Below are 22,516 nucleotides of genomic sequence, written 5' to 3' on the forward strand. Positions count from 1 at the left end.
AGGTGTCCGGCGGTCAGACCGCCTCCTGGCTCCCGGGTGCCCTCCGCGTCTTCACCCCGACGGCGACGAGTGCCAGCCCCACGGCGATGACACCGAGGTAGGCGGTGGAGGGCAGGTCGACGATCTTGTGCATCCAGCCCCACTCCGTGCCGAAGAAGGTCCGCGAGGCGAAGCTGACGAGCCCCTGGGCCCCGATGACGTAGCCGCTGCTTTCGATGGTGTATCCGATGGTTGTTCGCACGGACCAACCCTCTCGCGGCCGGGACCTCGGAAGCGTCCTCCGCAGGACCGAAGTAGCGGTAGGCCGAAGGATGCAGTCTCGGGCGCAGTCGCACCGGAGGACGCCCGGTCGGCTAGCCGTGGTCCTCCCAGTCCGGCGCGAAGAAGCGTGCCCCGCTCACGACGGTGTCCCCGGCCCTGGTGGCCCGTACGTGCATGTTGAGCTCCTCCGGACCCGGGCCGCCGTCGCAGTGGACCATCCAGCCCAGGCCGCGTTCCTCGATGCTCCGGATCACCTCCGCGTCGACCTCGGAGACGGGCCGGCCGATCAGCCGGATGCCGTCCCAGTCGACCTGGGGCCCCGTACGCCCGTCCACGGTGACGGCCGCCAGGGTGGGAAGGCCTTCGGGGGACCAGTAGTGGGCGGTCACCCCGGCCCCGTCGAACTGTTCCTCCCTCAGGTACCACTGTCCGGCCCCGCGTCCGGCCCACAGGTTCCATCCCCGGCGGGCGGCCGGCGCTTCGCCGTCCAGTGCGGCGGACACCTGGTTCACGGTCATCCCGAACCGGAGTGGTCCGACCCCTTCCAGCGGCTTCCAGGCCCAGCGGGGCCGCGCCTGCGGAGTCAGCGGCGCTACCCCGGGGTTCGTCCTCGCCTCTCGGACGTCGTGCCAACCGATCACCGGCGCGGTCACGTACGGGTCCGCGGCCAGCTCGGGGCCGACCAGCAGGGCATGCGTGATCACCCGGTCCTCACGCGTCCATTCCCCGGCCGCAGACCCCCAGTCCTGCGCGGCCCCCATGGACAACCCCCAGGCCGCCACCTCCGGATCGCCGCTCCAGTTCGAGATTACCGAGACCCCCGCGAGCCGGGCGAGACCGCGGATGTCCGCGCGGACCTCGGAGGGGAGCCGGCCCACCAGCTCGACGTCCTCCAGCCGCACCAGCGGCCCGCACCACGGATCGACCGCCACCGCGGCCAGGCACGGCCCGGACTCGGGCCCGGCCCCAGGCCCGTGCCCGTAGATCGCGGTCACGCCCACGTCCGGGTACCGCTGCCAGGCCAGCCTGCCGCCCGACGTCTGGGACGGCGATACGTGCGCCCCGTCCAACGCCGCCCGAACCTGCTCGGGGTCCATCCCGAAGCGCAACGGCCCCACCCCCACCAGGGGTTCGAGCACCCAGCGGGCCCGTTCCTCCAGCGGCTTCCTGGTCCACCAACTCACCGACGCGTCCCCCGATCCCGATCCCGATCCCGATCCCAACTCGTCGCCACCCTAAGCGGCTCCTCTGACAAGGCCCTCCGGGTTCTTGCCGGGGGTCTTGTCCGTCGGCGGGCGCGGGTCGTCGATCCCAGGGGCCAGCCCCTGGACCCCGCCAGCGCCTGGCCGCGCTGGACCGGCCGCAGCATGGGGGGCTGCTCGCCCCCCAGACCCCCTCGCCAGGCGCTCCGGCGCCCTGGACCCGCTCCCCCTCGCGCCCTGCCCCGGCTCCCTGACGGTCGCCGGTGCACCCCTCGGGCGCTGGGCGCCCTCACTGGGCACGAGGGCCCGGGCGGATCGGGGCCGATGCCGGACGTGGCCGGGGTGGGGGAGGCAGGGGCCGACATGCCGACTGCGGGCAGGAGGTGCTGAGGGTGTGTCGGCCGACGTTTCAGGTGGGGGCGGGCACCGAAGGAAGGGGTGGTGGGGGGCAGGGTCAGGGTCCGGGAGTGAGGTGCGGGGACCTGCCGAAGGGCCCGGGAGGGAGAGGGACTGGGCCGGGCGCCGTTCGGAGGGTTGCTCTTTTAGTAAGAGGCGGCCGCGATTTCAGGGCTCTGACCTGCGGTTTTGGCCGAGGCTGTGTGTCCTGGAGGACACGTTCGGGAGCGCCGAGTGTGTACCTGGCGGGCACATTCGGCGGAAAACTCAAGCACCCGTTGATTTTTGACGGGCAGTCTGCAGTTCTGGAGAGCCGCAGGTCAGCGCGCTGGGCCTGGCGCCCCGGACCGCCCGCCGGCATGCGTGGCAGCTGCACGTACGTGCCGTCATCGCGGCAACCCAAATCAAGCAGGCGTGTACTTTCGGCGGCCACGGGCCCGGAAACTCCACGCCCCGTGTACTTTCGGCGCCGCGTTCGAACACGGCGGTGCCCACAGGCCGCTCCCGGCGCGTCGCCGCGTCAAAAGACAAGCACAGGTTGATTTTCTGGATACTCTCGGACCGCCTGAGTAACGAGGAGGTCACGTGACATCTGATCCGCCCGCCCGTCGCCGGCGCGGGCCCCGGGCCGTACCCGCACCCACCTCCGCGGGGAACGAGGCCGAGTACGGAGACATCCTGGCCGTCCTGGGCCAGCAGCTCGGGGAGAAGGTCGCCGAGGTCGCGGCGACGGCCGACCCCGGGGGCCGCCGACGGCTCAAGGGCGTGCACTTCGAGTACGCGGCCGATCCGAAGGCCGTCCACGACATGGCCGGGGGCTCCGGCTACAGCCTGGCCAGCAACTGGTTCACCCAGCTTCTCGCGCAGCTCGCCGTCGCGAACAGCATCACCAAGTCCCAGCTCTGCGTCTTCCTCTTCGTGGCCGGCGGCCAGGTGCCGGGGACGGGCGTCACCCCGTACACGCAACAGGAGATCACCGACGGGCTGAACAAGATCGCCGCTCAGAAGGGCGGCAAGATGATCACGCGTTCCACCGTCAACCGCGCCGTGCAGGCGCTGTGCGGCTACAACTGGGTGGAGAAGGCGGGCAGGGGCCGGATCCAGCTCAACGTGCGCCTGTGGTTCCACGGGAACAGCACCGCACAGCACGACGTACTCGCCGAGATCGCCGACCGGCACGAGCACGACGTCGAGGCCTTCCCCTACGCTGTGGGCCCTCAAGGTGCCCATCAGGAGGAACTCGACCTCGACTTCGGGGCTGCGGCCGACTACCGCGGAAGGAAACGTACCGGGTGATAGTGCTGCCAGGCCCGTCCTCCACCAGGGACCACCGCCACCGCTCACGAGGAAGGCTCTCCCATGGCTAACGTCATGTCTCCGATCGTCGCGGAGCGCATCTGGGCCCTGCCGTTGTCAGGGTCCGCCGTCAAGTTCCTCCAGTACCTGGTCTCCCGCAGCGACTTCGGGGGAGCGCTGGCGGTCCGGCAGAAGGACATGGCGGCCGAGTACGGGGTCACGCCGCAGGCCGTCAGCGGGCTCATGGCGCCGCTGTGCGAGCTGAACATCGTGCTCAGGCCGCGCAGCGAGGAGCGCAACGGGAACTCCTACCGGCTCCACCCGCTGGCGGCGAAGTACGAGAGCCCCGAAAGCATGGAAGCGGCCTTCCGTGCGGCCCTCGTACGCATCCAGGCGGGGGACCTGCCCAACCTGAAGCTGCCGACGTACCACCAGGCCCCGCCCACCCCGACGACGGGCCGCCCGAAGCTCCAGGTCGCCTGAGCCGCACGCAGCCCCGGCAGCCGGAGCCGGAGCAAGACGAGGGGCCCTCCACATCGTGGAGGGCCCCTCGCGCCTGAGTAACTCGTCCCCCCACTATATCCGTCGAGCCCCCGACAGGGCGGCCGAACCGGGAGGCGCGCAGCACAGCCGCACCGAGACCGTCGTCGGCGGCCCGGTGGCTCGGTCCCTGCCCTCCTGTTGCAGCCGGCCGACCGGCTTTCGGTCCCTGCGTCCGGCCTCTGGTGCCCCAGGGACCGAAGCGGTGTCCCGCTCCAACCTGCTCCCCGGGGGGGGGGTCCCTGGAAGCCCGCCCGGATCCACCTTTCAGTCCCTGAGTCCCTCGGTCCCTCAGTCCCTTGACGTTTTCGCAGGTCAGAGGGCATCCACCAAGAAGGACAGGGACTGAAGGGACTGAGAATTCACTCTTCCAGCCTTTACGTGCGTGCGTGTATGCGCGGGCGTAAGCAGTACTGGTTCATATTCACGTCATAACTAGAAAACTGAGTCCCTTCGGTCCCTGTTCAGTCCCTGTGACCGGCGAGGTGAGCCCGTTGACCTGCAGGTTTGTCAGTGACCGAAGGGACAGGGACGGAACAGGGACTGATGGCCGTTCCGACCCTGTCCCAGGGGGAGCGGGGATACGGGGGGAGGGGGCCTCAGGAGTCCCTCCTGCTTCAGTCCCTGACCCGAGACTCGGCCATAACAGGCAATCCATGGCAATCCGCCGCGCAGACCCTGCGCGTGCCCCGAGGTCGCCGTCTGGCCGCTCTCAGACCCTCCTCCGGTCGACCACCCCGCCCGGAGGGACTCAAGGGACTGAAAAATCAAAACAGTCGCAGCAGCCTGCGCCGCTTCGGCGTGTCGCTGCGCTAGGCTCCGGCATTGTGAAAGTTTGGTCCCTTCAGTCCCTGCCGGGACCGGGGCCAACGCCCGGACCAGCCCACACAGTCGAACCAAGCCCAGCCGCACCGCCAAGGAAGACACACGTGCCAGCCCACAGCGCAACGCCGCCACCAGCGGCAGCCGTCGGCACGGGCACGGGGCACGGGCACGGCCTTGAGGTCGCGCTCTGGCTGGCGGCCAGGGGCATGCCCGTCCATCCCCTCGCCCCAGGGACCAAAACGCCCGCCGGGAACTGCGCCGCCTGCCGGGAGCAGCGGCACGCCCCCGCCGACTGCCCCTGCACGGCGCGCGGACGGTGGTGCCACGGCTTCCACGCCGCGACCACGGACGCGGCCGTCATCAGGGACTGGTGGCGCCAGGAGCCGCGGTTCGGCGTCGCCGTGTCCTGCGGCCCGGCCGGCCTCGTCGTCATCGACGTCGACACCCACCCGGCCGAGCTGCCGGACCGGGGGCGCCTGCTGCCCGGCATCCCGATCGACGACCGCGTCGACCTGACCGGCCTCGGCTCCGGCTACGACACCCTCGCCCTCCTGGCCGCCGTCCGCCGCCGGCCCGACCCGGCCCAGGACACCGGCACCCTGCGCGTGCGCACCCCCAGCGGCGGCCTGCACATCTGGTACCGGGCCCCCCTGGGCGGCCCGGCCGTCCGCTCCTCCACCGGCACCGGCAGCCGTACGGCCCTCGCCTGGCAGGTCGACGTCCGGGCCACCGGCGGCTACATCGTCGCGCCCGGTACGCGGACGGCCCACGGCACCTACGAAGCCCTGCCCGGCTCCCGGACCCCCGCGCCCCTGCCGCTCTGGCTGGGCGCCGAACTCGCCCGCACCGGCCACCACCCCGCCCTCCCCGAGCCGCAGTCGCAGCCGGGGCCGCAGCGGGCCGCAGGGGCCCGGACCACCATGACCGGACCCGGACCCGGGGCAGGATTCGGCTCCAGGACCGGGTCCGACGACGCCCACCGCATCCTCGGCCCCCTCCTCGCCGAAGTCCGGGACTGCGCCCGCGCACCCTCGGGCACCGCCTTCGGCGAGAAGCTCAACCGGGCGGCCTTCACCGCCGGCGGCCTCGCGGCCGGGGGCCACATCACGCTGCCCGAATGCGCCGGCCTCCTCGCCGAAGCCGCGGACGCGGCCCGCCCGGCCCGGGCGCGCCGCAACCGACTCGTCATCGACTCCGCGCTCCGCGCCGGCAGCCACCGCCCCATCCACCCCAAGGGACGTTCATGAGCAGCGCAGGAAGCACCGGCTTCGACGCGCACGCCGCCGCCGAGCAGCTCGCGGTCTTCGCGGCGGAGACGGCCGGGACGGCCACGACGGCCACGACGGCCACGACGACGGCGGCGACGGCCGCGACGGCCGCGAGCCCCGGGAACACGGCCGGGGGAGCCGAGAGCGCCCAGCTGCCCGCCCAGCAGGTCTCCACGCCCGCGACCACGCAGCCCCGCCCCGACGACTTCGTACAGGCCGGCCTGCTCGTCAACCTCACCGACCGGGGCAACGCCAAGCTCTTCGCCCACCTCCACAACCACCGCTTCCGCCACGTCGAAGGCCTCGGCTGGTACGTGTGGGACGAGTACCGCTGGAAGCGCACCGGCGGCGAGAAGGCGGCGATCTGGGCCGCCGGCGACATGGCCGAGGAGATGCCGCTGCACGACCCGCGCGGCCACTTCACCGACCGCGAGCTGGTCCAGCACCGCAAGCGCGCCATGTCGACCTCCGGGGTCAAGGCCATGCTGTCCCAGGCCAAGGCCTCCCCGGAGCTGGCCCTGGACCCCGACACCCTCGACGGCGACAAGTACGCCCTCTGCACGCCCGCCGGCGTCGTCGACCTGCGCACCGGCGAGCTCCGCAAGCCCGACCCGCTCAGGGACCTGCACTCGCGCGCGACCTACCTCGCGCCCGAGGCCAGCCCCACGCCCCGCTTCGCGCGCTTCCTGACGGAGACCTTCGGCGACGACGACAAGGGCAAGGAGATGATCACCTTCGTCCATCTCCTGCTCGGCTACTCCATCACCGGCGACGTCGGCGGCCAGGTCCTGCCGTTCCTCTACGGCATCGGCGCCAACGGCAAGTCCGCCCTCATGGACATCGTCATCAAGATCCTCGGCGACTACGCGGACGTCGCCCCGCCCGGCTTCCTGATGGAGCGCGGCAAGTTCAACGAGCACTCCACCGAGCTCACCGAACTCCACGGCCGTCGCCTGTTCGTGTGCAGCGAGCTCAAGCCCCACGACAAGTTCGACGAGGCCCGCGTCAAGCTCCTCACGGGCGGCGACCGCCTCAAGGCCCGCCGCATGCGCCAGGACTACTTCAGCTTCGAGCCCACCCACAAGCTCTGGCTGCTCGGCAACCACCGTCCCGAAGTCGGCACCGGCGGACACGCGTTCTGGCGCCGCATCCGCCTCATCCCGTTCGACAAGGTCGTCCCCGACCACCGCAAGATCGACAACCTGGCGGAGGAACTCGTCAACCACGAGGGGCCCGGCATCCTCCACTGGATGATCCAGGGCGCCATGGCCTACCTCCGGACCAAGCCGTCCCTCACCGGCCCCACCGTCGTGCGCACCGCCACCCAGGCGTACGCCACCACCGAGGACCACATCGGCCGCTTCCTCGCCGAATGCTGCACCACCGGCGACGGCGCCGAGGAGCCGCGCGACTTCAAGGTCGAACAGGGTGCCCTGTACCGCGCGTACAGCACCTGGTGCCAGGAGGGCGAAGGCCTGCGCCCCGCCACCACCCGCGCCTTCGCGACGCGCATCCGCGCCGAGGTCGGCATCTCCTCGCCCGGCGAGATGCTCCGCTCGAACGGCCAGAAGTTCTACCCCGGCCTCGCCCTGCTCGCGGACGAGTCCGGATGAGCCGGTACGAGGCGGGCGCGCGCGCCCGGCGAACGGGGCAGCCCGGGGGTGAACCGCCCGGGCCTACTGTCCGCCACCGCATCCGGCCACCTACCATGGACACGCAACGAATGAGCCGGCCGCAGGAAGCCGCCCCGCACACCGCGATAACCCGTGCCCGGCGCCCGGTAGCGTGGTCACTCCGGACCGCGCATCAGGTACGTCGTCAGACCGAGAAGGGACCAAGGCCATGAGCTCGCTACTTCAAGCAAGCGATCTCACCCACGAGGACAAGGTGGTGTGGCTGGAAGACCCCGCACAGCTCGACTACGTACGCCAGGCCCTCGACAAGACCCCGCGCAGGCGCGGCAAGCCCCGCTACTACCGCGACGGCCGCATGGTCGGCTTCGCCGAACTCTGCGACAGCGCGGAGGCCGACCCCGACAGCGGGCTCCAGAAGCGACGCGTCTTCTACCTCCTCCCGCACGACCGCGACGCCGAACCGGACGGCCTGTACCGGGCCGGCGCCCCCGGCGAGGCGGTGGACCCGCGCACGGTCGAGCCGCGGCACGTCGGCATGAAGACGGAGCGCTCCCAGCGCGGAGCTGCGGGCGCCGCCACGCGCACCGTCGCCTGACGCGGCCCCGCCTGCCCGCCCGCACGTACGTACTTCGAAAACTCGGTCCCTTCAGTCCCTGAGCCGCCCCTGCCGACGCTCTGACCTGCAGGAACGGGCAGGGACTGAAAGGGAACGCCAGGGTCCGGCTCAGCGGGAGCCGTACCTGGCCCCGGCGCTTTCAGGCGCCGACTGTGCGATCCGGCGCGGGGCCGCCTGTGTCCGCCGGTCCGGAGCAGCCGGTCCGGAGCAGCCGGTCCGGAGCAGCCGGTCCTTCAGAGGTCGTCGCCGTGGAGGCGCCGGTCGAGGTCGGTGGCCCAGTCCAGTGCCCACGCGCGGAGCGCGGCCGTCTCGGGCCCGGTGAGGCCGTAGGCGGCGAACTCCTCGTCGTCGGTCCATTCCGCGCCCGCGAGCCGGTCGCGGAGGTCGGCGAGGCGGAACTCGTCGCGGCCGTGCCGTTCGCCGAGCCGTTCCAGTTCGCCCCGGGTGCGGTGCCGGGAGGCGGCGTGGACGTCGATGAGGTCGCGCGCGGTGCCGCGGTCGGCCAGCGCCCGGACCTTCGTGCCGATGACGGAGTCGAGGGCGAGGACGGGCCCGTACTCGGTCCGGGCCGGCGGGGTCCAGAAGTGCTCCTTGAGGACGTCGACCTCGCAGCGCTCGCCGGTGTCGGGATCGGTGACCACGAGGCGGGCGGAGAGCGGGTCCACCGCGATGGTCTCCACGCGCCAGCCGCGGGCGGCCAGGCCGTGCTCCAGGCCGGCGGCGATGTCGGCCATGGGGGCGGGGTTCTCGGTGGCGACGTCGAGGTCCTGGCTGACGCGTTCGACCAGGCCGTGGGCCTGGACGGCGTACCCGCCGGCGAGGACGAGGGGGTACGGCGAGCCGATGTCGATCACCGCGTCCAGGAGCCGGCGGTGCAGACCGCTGAGCCTCACGCCGCCGTGGACCCGGCCGCCGACGCCGACGCCGACGCCGATGCCGACGCCGATGCCGGGGCCAGCTCGGGGAAGGTGTCCTCCCAGACCTGCCGGACGTGCCGGCTGACCAGCGTGCGCAGCACCGGCCACTGGGCGGCGAGCAGGTCGCGGTTGAGGAGCTTGACCAGGTCCTCGTGCTGCCCCTCGGCCAGGACCGTGCGGTACAGGCCCATCCGCAGGCGCGGCCGGTCCAGGTCGTACGAACGCAGCCCGGACCAGGCGACGTGCAGGGGCAGCTCGACCACGCCGTGCCCGGGGCCCGCCAGCTCGTCGAGGGCGGCGGGCAGCCTGCCCGCGTACCGGGCGCGCAGCACCTCGGCCGCCGACGGGCCGGGGGTGGGGGAGTACGGCGTGACCATGCCCCCGATTATCCCGCGTCCCGCCCGCCCCCGGTACCGCAGACGCGTCATGCCGCTCAGTGGTGGGCCCGGCGTGCCCCGGCACTCAACCCCCGGCGACCGCGTTACGCGCTCGCCGCAACCGCCCGCTCGCCACCCCACGTCTCATGGACATGACCGCTGCCCCGTACCGCCCCCGCACCGCACCGGACGTACCGTCATGGCCGCACTGCGCCGACGCCCTGCCGGACGGCGCCGGATGCCGGGGCCGGCGGGTCGAGCCGTACGCCGTATGCCTGGCCCACCTCCCCGACGCCGAACGCGCCGCCCACCTGGCGGGACTCCGGCCCGGCGCCGGCCTCGACCACCGCGGCACCCACTTCACCGAAGCGCTGCTCGCGGAACTCCTCACCGCACTCACCGAGCCCTCCACGCCCGGGCCGGCCATCGGCCGGGCCCGCTTCGAGGAGGCGGTGTTCCACGGCGCGGTGCGCTTCGACCTGGTGCGGATCGACGGCGATGCCGTCTTCGACGGGGCCGAGATCGCCGGCGACGTCTCGTTCGACCGGGCCGGGATCGGCGGCCGCGCCCTCTTCCGGCAGGTGAGGATCCGCGGGGACGCCTGCTTCGGCCGGATGACGGTCCGCCGGCGTGCCGTGTTCGAGGGAACGGAGGCCGGCGGCAGCGCCTCGTTCGAACGGATGCGCGTGGGCGGCCGTGCCGTTTTCGACGGGCTGAGGACCGGGCGGGACGCGAGCTTCAAGGGGATGGAGGTCGGCGGCTTCCTCTCCCTCGACCAGGCCCGCATCGGCGGTGACGGCCACTTCGACCGGGCCCGGATCAGCGGCGTCACCACGCTCCGCGGGCTGACGGTTGGTGGCCGGGTGTCGTTCCCGGGGACGGAGTTCGAGGGCGCCGCACGGCTCGGCCCGCTCGTCTGCGCGGGGACGCTGGACCTGTCCGAGGCGGTGTTCGGTTCTGCCATGACGCTGGAGGCCGCAGCGGCAGCCGTGCGGTGCCGGCGGACGCGGTGGACCTCCACGGCGGCGCTGCGGCTGCGGTACGCGGCCGTGGACCTCGGCGACGCGGTCGTCGAGAGCCCGCTGAGCATCACCGCCCGGGCCCGCCCGTTCGCCGTGGACGGCGGAGAACCGGACGGAGGGGGCCTCCTGGCCGGGACCTCGGCCGGGACCTCGGCCGGGACCTTGGCCGAGACCTCGGCCGGGACCTTGGCCGAGACCGCCCTCCTCTCGGACGGAGCCGGCCGCCGCCCGGACGCCGGCGTGCGGATCATGTCGTTACGGGGAGTGGACGCCGCGCACCTGGTGCTGACCGGCGTGGACCTCACCGACTGCCTGCTCGCCGGAACCGTCCACCTCGACCAGCTCCGCCTCGAAGGGAAGTACACCTTCGCCGCCGCCCCCGCCGGCCTGCGCCGCCGCGGGATACGGCCCGCGCGCTGGACCCCGCGCCGGACGCTGGCCGAGGAGCACCACTGGCGGGCCTCCCGCGGCCGGGCGGCCGACGGCTGGACGCCCGCGCCGGCGGGGGAGGAGGTGCAGGAGCCGGCCGCCCTGGCACCGGTGTACCGGCAGCTGCGCAAGGCCTTCGAGGACGGCAGGCACGAACCGGGTGCCGCCGACTTCTACTACGGCGAGATGGAGATGCGCCGCCACGCCGACGACATCCCCCGGGCCGAGCGGAGCCTGCTCACCGCGTACTGGGCGCTGTCCGGCTACGGGCAGCGGGCCTCGCGCGCCCTGGGCTGGCTCCTGGCGGCCATGACCGTCACCGTGCTGGCGATGATGCTGTGGGGCCTGCCGCAGAACGACCCGAAGCCGAGGACCACCGGCACGGTGGCCGGCCGCAGCATCACGATGACCACCGACGTACCCGGCCCGGCCAACCCGGACGGCCCCTACCGCGCACGCCTGACGGCCGACCGGTTCGAGAAGTCCCTGCGGGTGGTCGTCAACTCGGTGCTCTTCCGCTCCTCCGGCCAGAACCTGACCACCGCCGGCACCTACACCGAGATGGCGTCCCGCCTCACCGAGCCGGCCCTCCTCGGACTCGCCGTCCTGGCCGTCCGGAGCCGGCTGAAGCGGTAGCGGCGGGATCGGGCAGGCCGGGGTGGATCATGCCCGGGGCCGGCGGCCTGAGATACTCCGGCCATGGATGCCGGGATGGTGGGGGGCGGCGCGCGGTCGGGCACGGCAGTGTCCGCGCGGACGATGTCGGCGCAGGCCGCGGGATGGGTGCTGCGTTCCCCGGAGGCGGCGGACGTCGAGGTGATCGCGGAGTTGCGGGCCACGGTCATGCGCGCGGACCTGGAACGCCTCGGGCGCTACGACGGGCACCGGGCACGGCAGCGGCTGCGGGACTCCTTCTCCCCGCAGTACACGTCGGTCATCATGGCCGGCGGTGAACTGGCAGGTTGCGTCACGGTCCGGCCCGCCGAAGGCAGACAGTGGCTGGAGCACTTCTACCTCGCTCCGCACTGGCAGGGCCGGGGCCTCGGATCCGCCGTGCTGCGCACGGTGCTTGCGGGGACGGACGCGCAGGGCATGACCGTGGGTCTGAACGTCTTGCAGGGCAGCGCTGCCCGTCGGCTCTACGAGCGCCACGGATTCGTCGTGGAGGCCCAGGACCCGGTCGACGTCTTCATGATGCGCCTGCCGGGGGCCGCCGGGGCCGCCGGGGCCAAGGGGGCCGCGGGGACCACGGGCAGGCTTGCCCGCCCCCGGAAGGCGTCCGGACCACCGACCGCCGGAGGGCAGTGACCTGCTGCCCTACGTCTACCAGGTCACCAAGTACGACCCCTCCGACCGCGACCGGCACGGGCACTACGCCGGCACCGAGCCCGCGACCAGCGACCACGGGCCGGTCGAGGCCGCCTACCTGCGGGCCGTCGCCGCCTTCGCCGAGGAAACCGGCGTCGACCGGCTGGCCGTCCGTGAGCCGCAACTCGGCGGCTTCGCCCACTTCGGCCTGGAGCCACCGCTCGACGGCCACGGCCTGCACGGCCTGGCCGGCCTGTTCCCGGCCGGACCCGCCGGGTTCCACGACGGTGCGCTGGTGCCGATCGCCGTCGGCCTGGAACTCGTCCGGTGCATGCTCCGGGACACGGGCGTCTGGTGCAGGCTGGAGACGGAGGGAGCGTTCGCCGTGCACGTCGGCTGGGACCAGTACCTCTACATCGGCAGCAGCCTGCCCTGCGAGACGGCGCTGGCCCGCACCCGCGCGCTCGGCCTGTTCCCGGAACGCATGGACGCCTCGCCGTACGACTTCGCCCCCGACGACCCCGCGTACGTGCAGCGGCCTGCCGACGCCGACTTCTGGGCCCGCCTGCGCCGGACCGTCAGTGTCCACCGCGCGGTGTTCCTGGAGGAGGTCTTCGCCGGCAACGCCTCCCGGTGGCACCGCCTGACGGGGGACGGCATCGAGACCGTCCGCTCCCGGCTGGCCCCCCGCGCACAGTTGGCGGTCTGGCCGGACCTGCTCACCGACGTCGACGAGGCCGTGGCCGCCCTGCCCGACGAAGGCCTCGTGGAGATCGTCTGGGAGGACGAGGACGGGCAGATCACGAGCACGGTCGTGGACGAGACCCAGTTCGAGGCGGTGACCGCCCGGCTCGCCGGCGCGCGTGCCGCCGGTGTCGTGTCCATGTACGCCGGTGAAGACCTCCCGCTGTTCACCGCCGTACTGCCCGACGGCGACGGCGTCCTGCGCGCCCGCTGGCAGACCGAGCCGACGCCGAGCGACCGGGACTGGGCGTTCCTGAAGACCCTGCGGCGCGGCCAGGTCGTCACCGGCACGGTGACGGCCATCGCCGACTTCGGCGTCACCTTCGTGGACATCGGCGGCTTCACCGCCATGATCAACATGCCGGAGCTGTCCTGGCGCCCGTTCGACCACCCGTCCGACGTCGTCAGCGTCGGCCAAGAGGTCACGGCCGAGGTCCTCGACGTCGACATGACCCGGGAACGGGTGCCGCTGTCGCTCCGGGCAGTGCAGGAGGACCCGTGGCCGCAGATGGCGCAGCGGATCGGCCAGGTGGTCACCGGGCCGGTCACCAGGATCGAGCCGTTCGGCGTCTTCGTCCGGATCGAAGACCGGGAGGACGGCTTCCAGGGGCTCGTGCACACCAGCGAGCTGGACGAACCCTCCGGAGACGCCATCGAGGTCGGAGACCCCCTCACCGTGAAGATCATCGAGGTCGACCGCGCGCGCCGTCGCATTTCCTTGTCGCGGACCCAGGTGCGCTGAGTGCCTGATCCATATCCCGGGTTTCGAGGGGCCTGGGGCTCTGGCCTGTAGTGGTGTCCGAGGGTTGCGGGCGGCCCGGAGAGCGGGTGTGCGGGGGCTGCGGTGACCGGTTGAGGCCGGCTGCGCGGCCGGACGCGCTGTTCTGCTCGACGGCGTGTCGTGCCGGCTCATGGCGTCGGGGTCGTGGGTTGCGGCGCCGGGTTCTGGCGGAGTTGAACGGGTCGGGCCGGGTGATGTGTCCCGAGTGCGGGACGGCCTGGGTTGCCGGGGTAGGAGCGGGCCGCGTCTTGTCACGGCCGAGGGGCCTTGCCCCGGCCCGCTATGGGTGGTGAACGTTGCAGCAGGGCGTTGCGCAGGCGCGGCCAGACTCCGGCCTCGGTCCAGTACCGCAGCCGGCGCCAGGCCGTGACGCCGGAGCAGCCCACGGTGTCGGCGGGGACGTCGCGCCAGGCAACGCCGGTTCGAGGATGTGCGAGCCGTGGACCTCCGGCATGCCCACGTGATGGGTGTTGCTGTTGGGTTCACGGGGCGGGTCCGGGTGGCGGCCCGGACCCGCGCGGTGCGGTGATCGGGCCCTCGCCGCGGACCCGCTGTTGGACGGCCCCTAAGCCTTGGCGTCCGACTTGGCGTCCGGGCCGGCCTTGGCGTCCGAGCCGGCTTTGGCGTCCGACTTGGCGTCCGAGCCGGCCTTGGTGTCCTGGTTCAGCATGCCGCCCAGGGCGCTCAGGTTGCCGCCGCCGGTGAGGGCCGGTGCCGCCTTGCCGGCGGCGTCGACGGCGATCTGGGCCATCTTCTGCAGGTGCTCGGTGGCGGTCTTCAGGGCCTCCTGGGCGCGTTCGCCGGCGGCCTTGTCGTTGCCGGCGGCGGCTTCGATGCCCTTGGTGAGCACCTGGCCCATGGTGCTGAGACCGCTCATGTCGCGGAACAGGTTCGCGGTCGTCATGGCCTCCACCGCCTTCAGGCCGACCGGGTCGGGCATGGCCGACAGCGACGAGTACTTCGCCTGGGTGGCGCCCAACGCGGCCACCGTGGTGTCGAGATCCTTCGCGCGTGTTCCGGTGGCGACCGGCGCGATGTCGGCCGGCGTGATCTGGATGGGCGAGTCCTTCCAGTTCCAGAAACGGGTGAGGTCGATCTTCTCGGCCGAGTTGGCCCGGCCGAGCACGGCCTCGGCGAAGACGCCCTTGGTGGCGATGGCGATCGTGTTGGTCACCGGCGTTCCGAACGTGGCGTCGCCGGGCTGGCGGGCCTTGGTCCACGCCTCTCTTTCCTGCTCGCTGCCGAAGTTCCAGCGGAAACCGAGGTAGTTGCCGGTGGCGGCGATCGGCTTGGGGTCCAGCAGGGTGCCGAGCAGAACCGGCGCGGCGTTCGAACCCGCCGGTGTGTAGGAGTAGTTGGCGAGGATGCGGCTGAGCGTAAGCTCGTCGGCGTTGGCCCAGACAGCCTGGCTGTAGTGGCGGCGGTTGTCGTTCAGGTGGTCCAGGACCGCCTGCGGTACGTTCCCGCCGCGCACGTGGAAGCCGAGCGACGCGACATAGGTGCGGTTGCCGGACTTCACTGTCGTACCGAACAGCCCGCAGATGGCCGCGCCGCCGGCGTCCTCGGTCATGTCGGGCGCGGCGGTGGTGGTCGCGGCGATCCCGAAGCCGGCCACGCCCGAGTCCATCGTCAGGCGCAGCCCGGCGAGGCTGCCACGGGCGGCCGTGCCGAACCAGGCGTCGACGGAGAGCAGCTTGTCGGCGCCTCCGAAGGTGTAGGACGAACGTTGCTGCACGCCGGAGCCGCGGGTGTCGCCGCAGCGGAAGACCTGGCCCTGGAAGACCACCTGGATGCTGCGGATTCCGGCTTCGTCATACCAGACGTCGATCTTGGACGCGTAGGGGGAGTCGGCCTTCGGCGGGGCGTCGAAGGCTATCGGCGCCTCTCGATCCACGGTGAGGAGCCGGAAGATGAGTCCGTTGTTCAGAAGTGCCCAGTGGTCCCCGCTGGTGGATGAGACGAAGTCCGTCACCGACGAGAGCCCGGCGATGATCTCGTTCTTGGGAGGGGTCCAGGTCGTCGCTCCGGCCTCGACCACGAGAGCCTTGCCGTTGGCGGTGATGCCCCAGAGTGCGCCGTCCGGGCCGGCGGACAGGCGCTTCACGTTGGGCGCCGGGGTCCGCTCCAGCCAGGTGGTCCCGCTGCGCTCCCAGGTCCGCCCGTCCCGGCAGTACCACACCTTGTCCTTGCCGACGACGGCGACGTCGTCAGCCAGGATGCTCGTGTCCTGCCATGCGCTGTTCGGGGAGCGGTGGTGGATCGCACCGCTCATACCGATGAGGTAGAGCGAGCCGTCGGTGCCGCATGCGAGGTTCCGCCCCGCCCAACCCTGCGGGTCGCGCCGCCAGGCCGTCCCGTCGAACTGCACGAGCAGGTTGTCGGCCCTGAGCGCCCACACGACGTTCTTGCCCGGTGCGATGCGGATCAGCTCACCGTCCAGTCCGGTGGTGGGCAGCGGGTTCCACTGCCGGGCCACCGGATCGAACCGGACCGGGGTGCCGTCGAACCTGCGCACCCCGTACACACCCATGGCCGAGGCGGCGATGTCGGCCAGCTCCACCCCGTCGAAGATGGCGCCCGTCGGTGTCTCCGGCGCCGTGCAGGCGTCGAGCTTGCGCACGGTGGTGTCGAACGGGTTGGCGGCCCGTATCTTCGCCGCCCAGTCGGCCGGCGCCACCGACGCGAGCACCTCTTTGTACCGTTGCAGGCTGGTGTAGTTGAAGGTGAGCTCCTGCAACGGGATGAACAGACAGCGTTCCAACTTGGTCGGCTTGGTCGTCACGTTGTAGACCTGGACGACCTCGTAGTACTGCACCGACATCGCGTGCATGTGGTTGTAGTTGGTGACGACCCGGGTGACGACCTGGTCCTTCTCCGACTGCGCCGTCTCGCGCACGACCGTCATGTTCCGGCTGCGGGCCGCGGTCGCCACCTGCTGGGTCCGCTCGCTGATGCGCTGCGTCGCCTCGGCCGCGACCGACTTCACGCCGGTCGAGCGCGACACCGCGGTCGTGAAGCCCGAGTTCGACGACTCGCTCCAGTTGCCGCCGGCGCCGAGTCCGAAGAGCGCGACTCCGGCGCTGCCGCCGGAGCTGGACGATCTGCTCGCCTGGGAACCCCGGGACGTGCCGTACTGCTCCTCGCGGGCGATCGCGTTCGCGACCTCGCTGATCGACCGGTTCTGGTCGCTGGTGCCGGACAGCGTGTCGTTCTCCGCGGTCGTCTCGGTGCCGGTGGCCTTGGTGCTGCGCTGCCAGTCGACGACCGCGACCTTGGTGCTCTCGCCGGGCGCGAGCGCGAGGCTGTGCAGCAGCCGGCCGAGAGTGACGCCCTGGGCCGACCAGCTCTGTTCCGTCGTGACGATCATGCCTTCGGCCGGGCGGTCGTAGAACGGCAGGTTCTCCTCGCCGAGGTCGATGGCGCCGGTCAGCTTGCGTGCCGGCTTCGCACCGGGGATGTCGGTGAGCACCACCGAGCGGTACCGGACGATCTCCACCGGGTAGTTGCCGGTGGTCGGAAGCAGGTCCTTGGGCGTCGCGCCGTCGAGCATCGCCTTGTCGACCTCGAACCCGGGCGACGTACTCGCCGGGGTCGTCGTCGGTGCCGTCGCTGGTGTGGTGGCAGGGGTTCCGGTGCTCGGGGTGGTCATCACGATTCCCGTCTGCGAAAAGGATGAGGGAGATGCCGGCATGGCAGCCAGGACTGCGCGCACCTGACCCCTAGGTGAAACGGCGCCTCCCGGACCGCTCGAAACTACACAGCCCGTTAACAACATCGTCATACTTAAAGGAACTTGGCCAAAACCAGCGCCCGGCTCAACGGAACGCCCGCAGCGCCCGCACCCGGCGAGGCCCGCGGCGCCTCACGGGCGGACGCCGCGTCACCGGCCGCTCACCGGGCCGGGGAAGACGATCGGGTACGAGACCGCAGGCTCTGATCGGACCGTGGGGTCTCCCCCGTGCGGGGGAGGCGGGTCGGTCCCGGCGGCCGACGTGCCCACGGGTGCCGGACGGGCAGAGTTTTCCCGGACGGGACGCGGTGGGCGTGCCGGACGGGAAACCAGAACCGGACCTCGGGGGAAGACATGACGACGGCTACGACGGCTACGACGGCCAGGACGGCCAAGGCGGCGGGACGCCAGGCCTGGGCGGGCTACGTGGCGGCGGGTGCGGCGCTCGCGTACGCGGCTCCGCACTTCTGGTGGGGCGCGGGAGTCGGCGCGACGTTCCCCGGGGACTTCGCCTCCGCGCCGCACGGCACCTGGGAAGCCGCCATCGGGTACTGGGTCATGGGCGCCGTCGCCGTGGCGGGCGCCGTCGTCGCACTCGCCCTGGTCCGGCCCTGGGGCCGCCGGCTGCCGCGCCGTACGCTCTGCGCCCTGTCCCTCACCGCCTCGGCCGGCATGACCCTGTGGGGCTTCACCTACTTCGCGATGCAGGGCCTGCTCGCCGCCGGCCGGGTCGTCTCCGCCCCCGCCTTCGCCGCCAAGGACGCCCACCCGCAGGCCGCCTGGGGCCTGTTCTGGTACGGGTTGTTCGTCCTGTGGGGGCTGATGCTCGGCCGGGCCGCCTGGACGCGGCTGCGCGCGGGCGAGGAACATGGCGTCCTGTCCCGCTGACCTCGCGCGGCCCGGGCGTCCGGACGTCCGGCTCAGGACAGTGGCGGCCGATCGGCAACGGCGCCGATGCCCGAGCAGCCTCCCGCCGATACCCCGCTCAGCACGGCCATCCCGGACACCGCCGACCGGGCAGCCGCACTCCGTGTCCCGGCGCAGGCCCCCGTCCACCAGGGCCTGGACACCCCACCACAGCTCCTGCGCCCCGACCGCGCACCCGCAGCGCGCCCGCGGGAAGGGCACTTTCCGTCTTCCGCGTCCACGGCCGACGGCGCCCCTGTAGCGTGGCGCCGCCCGCACGGACCGGCACTCCACCCCGACCGCGAGACGATCGGGACGCTGATCGTGGAGGTCACCGCATGAACCCGAACGAGCGGCCGGCCCACCCGGCCCGCCCGGCCATCGCGGCCGAGCTGCGCCGACGCGCCGCCTCCGACCAGGCGGCCCGCCGGCGGCTGCTCGCGGACGACGAGCCGGGCCATGGCGTCCACCTCGACCGCATCGACGCGGAGAACACCGCATGGCTGACGGGCGTCGTCGCCGAGCACGGCCGGCCCGGTTTCGCGCTGGTGGGGGAGGAGGGCGCCGAAGCCGCATGGCTGCTCGTGCCGCACGCCGACCGCGACCCCGGCTTCCAGCGCGAGGCCCTGGAGCTCCTGGAGGCCGCCGTCCGCGCCGCCGACGCCCCGCCCCCGCACCTCGCGTACCTCACCGACCGGGTGCGCGTGAACTCCGGCCGCCCCCAGCTCTACGGAACGCAGTACACCGGCACGGACGCCGACGGCCTCCGCCCCCACCCCGTCCAGGACCCGGAACGCCTCGACGAGCGCCGCGCGGCGATGGGTCTGGAGCCGGCGGCCGCGTACGCCCGGCGCCTGCGCGCGGCGTACGCCCCCACGGAGAAGGAGACCCCCGCATGACCGGCACCTGGCTGCCGCCCGAGCAGTACGTCAAGACCGTCGCGAACGCCACCAGCTACGCGGCGTTCTACTTCACCGACACCGCAGGCCGCCCGGTCCAGTGGTAGTCCGACCGCCACGCCCGTCAGGGGGCCGATCTTGGCCGGGGTTAGAGTTCTCGCCTAGGGAGGACGCCGTCGACGTGGGAGGGGTGGGGGCTGTGGCCGTGGAGGACCGCGTGCGGACGCGCGTTTCGGTGTACGCCATCGCGGTGGAGGATGACCGGCTGCTCCTGGCCCGGCTGTCGGACGAGTCGCCGGTATTCGCCCCGGGACTGTGGCACCTGCCGGGCGGCGGCATCGATCCGGGCGAGCAGCCCGTGGAAGCCCTGGCCCGTGAGCTGCGGGAGGAGACGGGACTCGGACTCGCCGCCGCCCGGCTGCTCGACGCGCGGACGTACGCGGTCCGGCGGCGGGGCGTGAGCTGGAGCCTCACCGCGCTGTTCTACGCCGTCGAACTCGACGCGGGGGCGCCGACGGTGGCCGAGGTCGACGGTTCGACCGACGCGGCGCGCTGGATCCCCGTGGCGGAGCTGCGGGACTCCATGCTGTCGCCCGCGGCGGCCGACGCCCTGCGCATGCCCGGGGTGAGGTGACGCGGGCGGCCCGGGCGCAGCCGTTCGCGCAGGGCCGCCGGGAGCGTCGTCGTGGCGGCCCGGCTCAGGAGCCGGCGTGCCGGTCGTCCGCGCCTGCCCCGGCCGGCTCGGCCCCGCCCGCCCCGGCCCCGGCACGGACGGCGTCGTGCGCCCTGACCGACGCCAACTGGTCGTTCGCCACCAGCACCTGGGCCAGCCGGGCCGCCGCGGCGACCACGGCGGACCAGCCGGGGGAGTCCAGGTAGACCTCGTCACGGGCCTCGGCGCCGACAGCGTCCTGTACCGCCCCGTAGGCGGCACCGAGACGCGCCATCAGCTCGGCCTCCTCCTCGCTGCGGAGGCTCTGCCCCAGCCAGGGCAGAGGGTCGTCCGCGTCGCAGAAGTCGTCGAAGAGCACGCGCACGGTGTAGCCGAGGTCCTCGAACCGATCCGGGTCGAGCCACACCTCCCGCTGCCACGTCGGGCTGGCCAGCGCCACCACCGCCGGTACGACATGGAGGCGGTAGGCGGGCAGGGCGATGCCGTGGTCGGTCACGGGCCAAGCGTACGTACCCGCCCCCTCAGGCGGCGAGGGCCCGGACCACCGACCGCAGCAGGCGCCCGTTCTCCGGGGCAGCGCCGCCCGGGAAGGCGTACCGGCGGCGGGTGTAGCCGTACGCGAAGCCCTGCCGGGGGTCGGCCAGGGCGAGGGAACCGGCGGCGCCGCTGTGGCCGAAGGCGCCCGCGCCGAGCACGGGGAAGTTGGGGCCGTAGCTCTGGAAGCCGAGACCGAACGCCTTGGCCGTGCCGCTGACCAGGTCCTTTCCCTCGGAGTGGATCCGGGCGAACTCGGCGGCCGTGTCCGGCTTCAGCAGGGGCCCCCGCCCGTCCAGACCGAAGGCGGCGGCCGCATACATGCCCGCCAGGCCGCGAGCCGAGCCGATCCCGCCCGCCGACGCCTGGCCCCCGGCCCGCACGGCACGCGAGTTGGGGAAGTCGTACAGGTCGACGTTGCCGGGGGCGTGCTCGTTGAAGGCGATCCCGCCCAGGCCGTACGGGCTCGCGGCGGCCGCCTCGATCTCCGCCGCCTGCTCCGGCGTCGGCAGCATCGGCAGCGTGCTGAGGAAGCGCGGCTCCTCGGACTCCGGCAGCCCCAGCCACAGGTCCAGCCCGTACGGGGCCCGGACCCGCTCCTCGAACCAGGCCTGCAGCGTCCGCCCGGTGGCCCGGAACACCACCTCGCCGACCAGGGCGCCGATCACGACGGCGTGGTAGCCGAAGAACCGACCCGGCTGCCAGAACGGGCGCTGCCCCGCCAGACGGGCCGCGATCGCCCGGTCGTCGGCCAGTTCCGCCATCGTGAACCCGGCGTCCAGCCCGATCACCCCGGCCCGGTGGGCCAGCAACTCGCGCAGCGTGACCCCGCCCTTGCCCTCCGCGGCGAAGTCCGGCCAGTACGAGGCGACGGTCCGGTCCAGGTCCAGCAGGCCGTCCTGCACCAGCAGCGCCGTCACCAGGTACGCCGCGCCCTTGGTGGACGAGAACACGCCGAGCAGGGACTCGGCGCCCACCCCCTCCGACCACAGGTCGACCACCCGCTCGCCGCCCCGGTGGACCACCAGCTGCGCGCCGGGCGCGTGCTCCTCGCCCGCGAGGAAGGCGGCGAACTCCGCCCGCACCCCTTCGAAACCGGCGGCCACCGTGCCCTGGACTGCCGTGCCCTGGACCGCCGTGCCCTGGACTGCCATGCCCAACCCCTCCCGAACCGCATGTCGATCTTGCAGTCCGGGCAACCCGCCGCCCCACGGTTCCTATTCCCCGCGCGGGCGACCCCTCAGACGGCGGTGGAGAGGGAGGTGCCGCGCCACTGGTCGAGCTCACGCCGTACCAGGTCCAGCTTCGCCTCGACGCGCTCGACCGCGTCCGCGCCCAGCTGGAGGCGCAGCGGCGGCTCGGCGGCCTCGGTGACGTCGACGACGGCCTTGGCCCCCTTGACCGGGTCGCCCGGCTGGAGCCCGTCGTTCGCGGCCAGCGCCTCGCGCACCGGCCCCGCGCCGACGGCGTAGTCGGCGATGGCCGCCGGCTCGACGCGGAGGCTGGAGCCGCTGAGGAAGTCGGTGCGGAAGCCGCCCGGCTCGATGATCGTGACGCGGATGCCGAGCGGGGAGAGCTCCCCGTGCAGCGCCTCGGTGATGCCCTCCAGGGCGAACTTCGACGCGCCGTACAGGCCGACCGCCGGCGCGGTGGCGAAGCCGCCCACGGAGCCGATGTTCACGACGTGTCCCGACCGCTGGGCGCGCAGCGTCGGCAGGGTCGCCCGCAGCGTGTTGAGGACGCCGAACACGTTGACGTCGAAGAGGTCCCGGGCGGCCCGGTCGGAGGTCTCCTCGATCGCGCCCACGAGTCCGTAGCCGGCGTTGTTGACCACGACGTCGATCCGGCCGAACTGTGCGAGACCGGCCTCCACCGCGGCCGCCAGCTGCTCCGGCTCGGTCACGTCCGCGTTCACCGCCAGCAGCCCGTCCGGCTCCTCCGGGAACGCCTTGAGCAGCGCCGACGCGTCCCTCGCCGTGGCGATCACGCTGTGCCCCCGGCGCAGCGCCTCACGGGTGATCTCCGCGCCGAGCCCGCGCGATGCCCCGGTGACAAACCAAACGCCCATGTTCTCCCGCAATCCGATCGTCCGACGTGCTGACTGGCTGGTGCTCCGAGGCTAGGAGCTAGAGTCGGGTCTAGATCAACAGCTTTGTGA

20 protein-coding genes and 1 pseudogene are annotated in these 22,516 nt (G+C 72.8%); 12 read left to right on the top strand and 9 right to left on the bottom strand.

Annotation, left to right across the window (positions count from 1 at the left end; all coding sequences use genetic code 11):
- Nucleotides 1-13: 13 nt before the first annotated feature.
- Both AC07A6_RS09995 and AC07A6_RS10000 read right to left on the bottom strand, forming a co-directional pair.
- Entirely contained in the window at nt 14-241 is a 228-nt protein-coding gene (locus AC07A6_RS09995; RefSeq protein WP_478776752.1) for a hypothetical protein, read from the bottom strand.
- 112 nt (nt 242-353) lie between these two features.
- Complete coding sequence (locus tag AC07A6_RS10000) at nt 354-1,445, bottom strand: hypothetical protein (protein ID WP_478776753.1); 1,092 nt, start codon at nt 1,443-1,445, stop codon at nt 354-356.
- A 999-nt stretch (nt 1,446-2,444) separates the two neighbouring features.
- On the opposite strand from AC07A6_RS10000, the gene AC07A6_RS10005 reads away from it, so the two are divergent.
- The 5 genes from AC07A6_RS10005 (at nt 2,445) to AC07A6_RS10025 (ending at nt 8,017) form a co-directional block, all read left to right on the top strand.
- Nucleotides 2,445-3,155 carry a hypothetical protein gene (locus tag AC07A6_RS10005; protein ID WP_362467518.1) on the top strand — a complete coding sequence of 237 codons (711 nt, stop codon included), beginning with the start codon at nt 2,445-2,447 and terminating at the stop codon, nt 3,153-3,155.
- A gap of 63 nt (nt 3,156-3,218) precedes the next feature.
- Nucleotides 3,219-3,638 (top strand): hypothetical protein, encoded by a 420-nt coding sequence (locus tag AC07A6_RS10010; RefSeq protein WP_362467517.1) that lies wholly within the window; start codon nt 3,219-3,221, stop codon nt 3,636-3,638.
- A 986-nt stretch (nt 3,639-4,624) separates the two neighbouring features.
- Nucleotides 4,625-5,767 carry a bifunctional DNA primase/polymerase gene (locus tag AC07A6_RS10015; protein WP_478776754.1) on the top strand — a complete coding sequence of 381 codons (1,143 nt, stop codon included), beginning with the start codon at nt 4,625-4,627 and terminating at the stop codon, nt 5,765-5,767.
- Entirely contained in the window at nt 5,764-7,401 is a 1,638-nt protein-coding gene (locus tag AC07A6_RS10020; protein ID WP_478776755.1) for a DNA primase family protein, read from the top strand. Before AC07A6_RS10015 ends, AC07A6_RS10020 begins: the two co-directional genes overlap by 4 nt.
- A 229-nt stretch (nt 7,402-7,630) precedes the next feature.
- Nucleotides 7,631-8,017 (top strand): DUF6009 family protein, encoded by a 387-nt coding sequence (locus AC07A6_RS10025; protein ID WP_042804613.1) that lies wholly within the window; start codon nt 7,631-7,633, stop codon nt 8,015-8,017.
- Nucleotides 8,018-8,271: 254 nt separating this feature from the next.
- Here the strand turns inward: AC07A6_RS10025 and AC07A6_RS10030 are convergent, their stop codons facing one another.
- Nucleotides 8,272-8,931, bottom strand: a complete 660-nt coding sequence (locus AC07A6_RS10030) for a nucleotidyl transferase AbiEii/AbiGii toxin family protein (RefSeq protein WP_386274154.1) — start codon at nt 8,929-8,931, stop codon at nt 8,272-8,274.
- On the bottom strand, nt 8,928-9,332 hold the full coding sequence (locus AC07A6_RS10035) for a hypothetical protein (protein WP_478776756.1): 405 nt from the start codon (nt 9,330-9,332) through the stop codon (nt 8,928-8,930). Before AC07A6_RS10035 ends, AC07A6_RS10030 begins: the two co-directional genes overlap by 4 nt.
- Before the next feature lie 152 nt (nt 9,333-9,484).
- Between AC07A6_RS10035 and AC07A6_RS10040 the strand changes: the two genes are divergently transcribed.
- The 3 genes from AC07A6_RS10040 to AC07A6_RS10050 all read left to right on the top strand — a co-directional run bounded on the left by AC07A6_RS10040 (nt 9,485) and on the right by AC07A6_RS10050 (nt 13,577).
- Nucleotides 9,485-11,419 carry a pentapeptide repeat-containing protein gene (locus tag AC07A6_RS10040; protein ID WP_478776785.1) on the top strand — a complete coding sequence of 645 codons (1,935 nt, stop codon included), beginning with the start codon at nt 9,485-9,487 and terminating at the stop codon, nt 11,417-11,419.
- A 63-nt stretch (nt 11,420-11,482) separates the two neighbouring features.
- Nucleotides 11,483-12,091, top strand: coding sequence for a GNAT family N-acetyltransferase (locus AC07A6_RS10045; RefSeq protein ID WP_478776757.1), 609 nt, complete (start codon nt 11,483-11,485; stop codon nt 12,089-12,091).
- Nucleotides 12,042-13,577, top strand: coding sequence for a S1 RNA-binding domain-containing protein (locus tag AC07A6_RS10050; RefSeq protein WP_478776758.1), 1,536 nt, complete (start codon nt 12,042-12,044; stop codon nt 13,575-13,577). The genes AC07A6_RS10045 and AC07A6_RS10050 overlap by 50 nt, the downstream gene beginning before the upstream one ends.
- 338 nt (nt 13,578-13,915) lie before the next feature.
- On the opposite strand, the pseudogene AC07A6_RS10055 reads toward AC07A6_RS10050, so the two are convergent.
- Together AC07A6_RS10055 and AC07A6_RS10060 are read right to left on the bottom strand one after the other, a co-directional pair.
- Nucleotides 13,916-14,041: pseudogene (locus AC07A6_RS10055) on the bottom strand (IS5/IS1182 family transposase); the annotation flags it as partial.
- Between the two features lie 140 nt (nt 14,042-14,181).
- Nucleotides 14,182-17,265 (bottom strand): hypothetical protein, encoded by a 3,084-nt coding sequence (locus tag AC07A6_RS10060; protein ID WP_478776759.1) that lies wholly within the window; start codon nt 17,263-17,265, stop codon nt 14,182-14,184.
- A 435-nt stretch (nt 17,266-17,700) separates the two neighbouring features.
- Between AC07A6_RS10060 and AC07A6_RS10065 the strand changes: the two genes are divergently transcribed.
- The 4 genes from AC07A6_RS10065 to AC07A6_RS10080 all read left to right on the top strand — a co-directional run bounded on the left by AC07A6_RS10065 (nt 17,701) and on the right by AC07A6_RS10080 (nt 19,785).
- Nucleotides 17,701-18,234: a DUF3995 domain-containing protein gene (locus tag AC07A6_RS10065; RefSeq protein ID WP_478776760.1), complete on the top strand. Its 534-nt coding sequence runs from the start codon at nt 17,701-17,703 to the stop codon at nt 18,232-18,234.
- Nucleotides 18,235-18,300: 66 nt separating this feature from the next.
- Nucleotides 18,301-18,594, top strand: a complete 294-nt coding sequence (locus AC07A6_RS10070; RefSeq protein ID WP_478776761.1) for a hypothetical protein — start codon at nt 18,301-18,303, stop codon at nt 18,592-18,594.
- Nucleotides 18,591-19,151 carry a DUF6624 domain-containing protein gene (locus AC07A6_RS10075; RefSeq protein ID WP_478776762.1) on the top strand — a complete coding sequence of 187 codons (561 nt, stop codon included), beginning with the start codon at nt 18,591-18,593 and terminating at the stop codon, nt 19,149-19,151. Before AC07A6_RS10070 ends, AC07A6_RS10075 begins: the two co-directional genes overlap by 4 nt.
- A gap of 217 nt (nt 19,152-19,368) precedes the next feature.
- On the top strand, nt 19,369-19,785 hold the full coding sequence (locus tag AC07A6_RS10080) for an NUDIX hydrolase (protein ID WP_478776763.1): 417 nt from the start codon (nt 19,369-19,371) through the stop codon (nt 19,783-19,785).
- A gap of 64 nt (nt 19,786-19,849) precedes the next feature.
- Here the strand turns inward: AC07A6_RS10080 and AC07A6_RS10085 are convergent, their stop codons facing one another.
- The 3 genes from AC07A6_RS10085 to AC07A6_RS10095 form a co-directional block, all read right to left on the bottom strand.
- On the bottom strand, nt 19,850-20,320 hold the full coding sequence (locus AC07A6_RS10085; protein WP_478776764.1) for an SCO4402 family protein: 471 nt from the start codon (nt 20,318-20,320) through the stop codon (nt 19,850-19,852).
- Between the two features lie 25 nt (nt 20,321-20,345).
- Nucleotides 20,346-21,512, bottom strand: a complete 1,167-nt coding sequence (locus tag AC07A6_RS10090) for a serine hydrolase domain-containing protein (protein ID WP_478776765.1) — start codon at nt 21,510-21,512, stop codon at nt 20,346-20,348.
- Nucleotides 21,513-21,598: 86 nt separating this feature from the next.
- Nucleotides 21,599-22,426, bottom strand: coding sequence for an oxidoreductase (locus tag AC07A6_RS10095; protein ID WP_478776766.1), 828 nt, complete (start codon nt 22,424-22,426; stop codon nt 21,599-21,601).
- Nucleotides 22,427-22,516: the final 90 nt, after the last annotated feature.

The sequence above is a fragment of the Streptomyces sp. NPDC044002 genome (assembly GCF_056434525.1).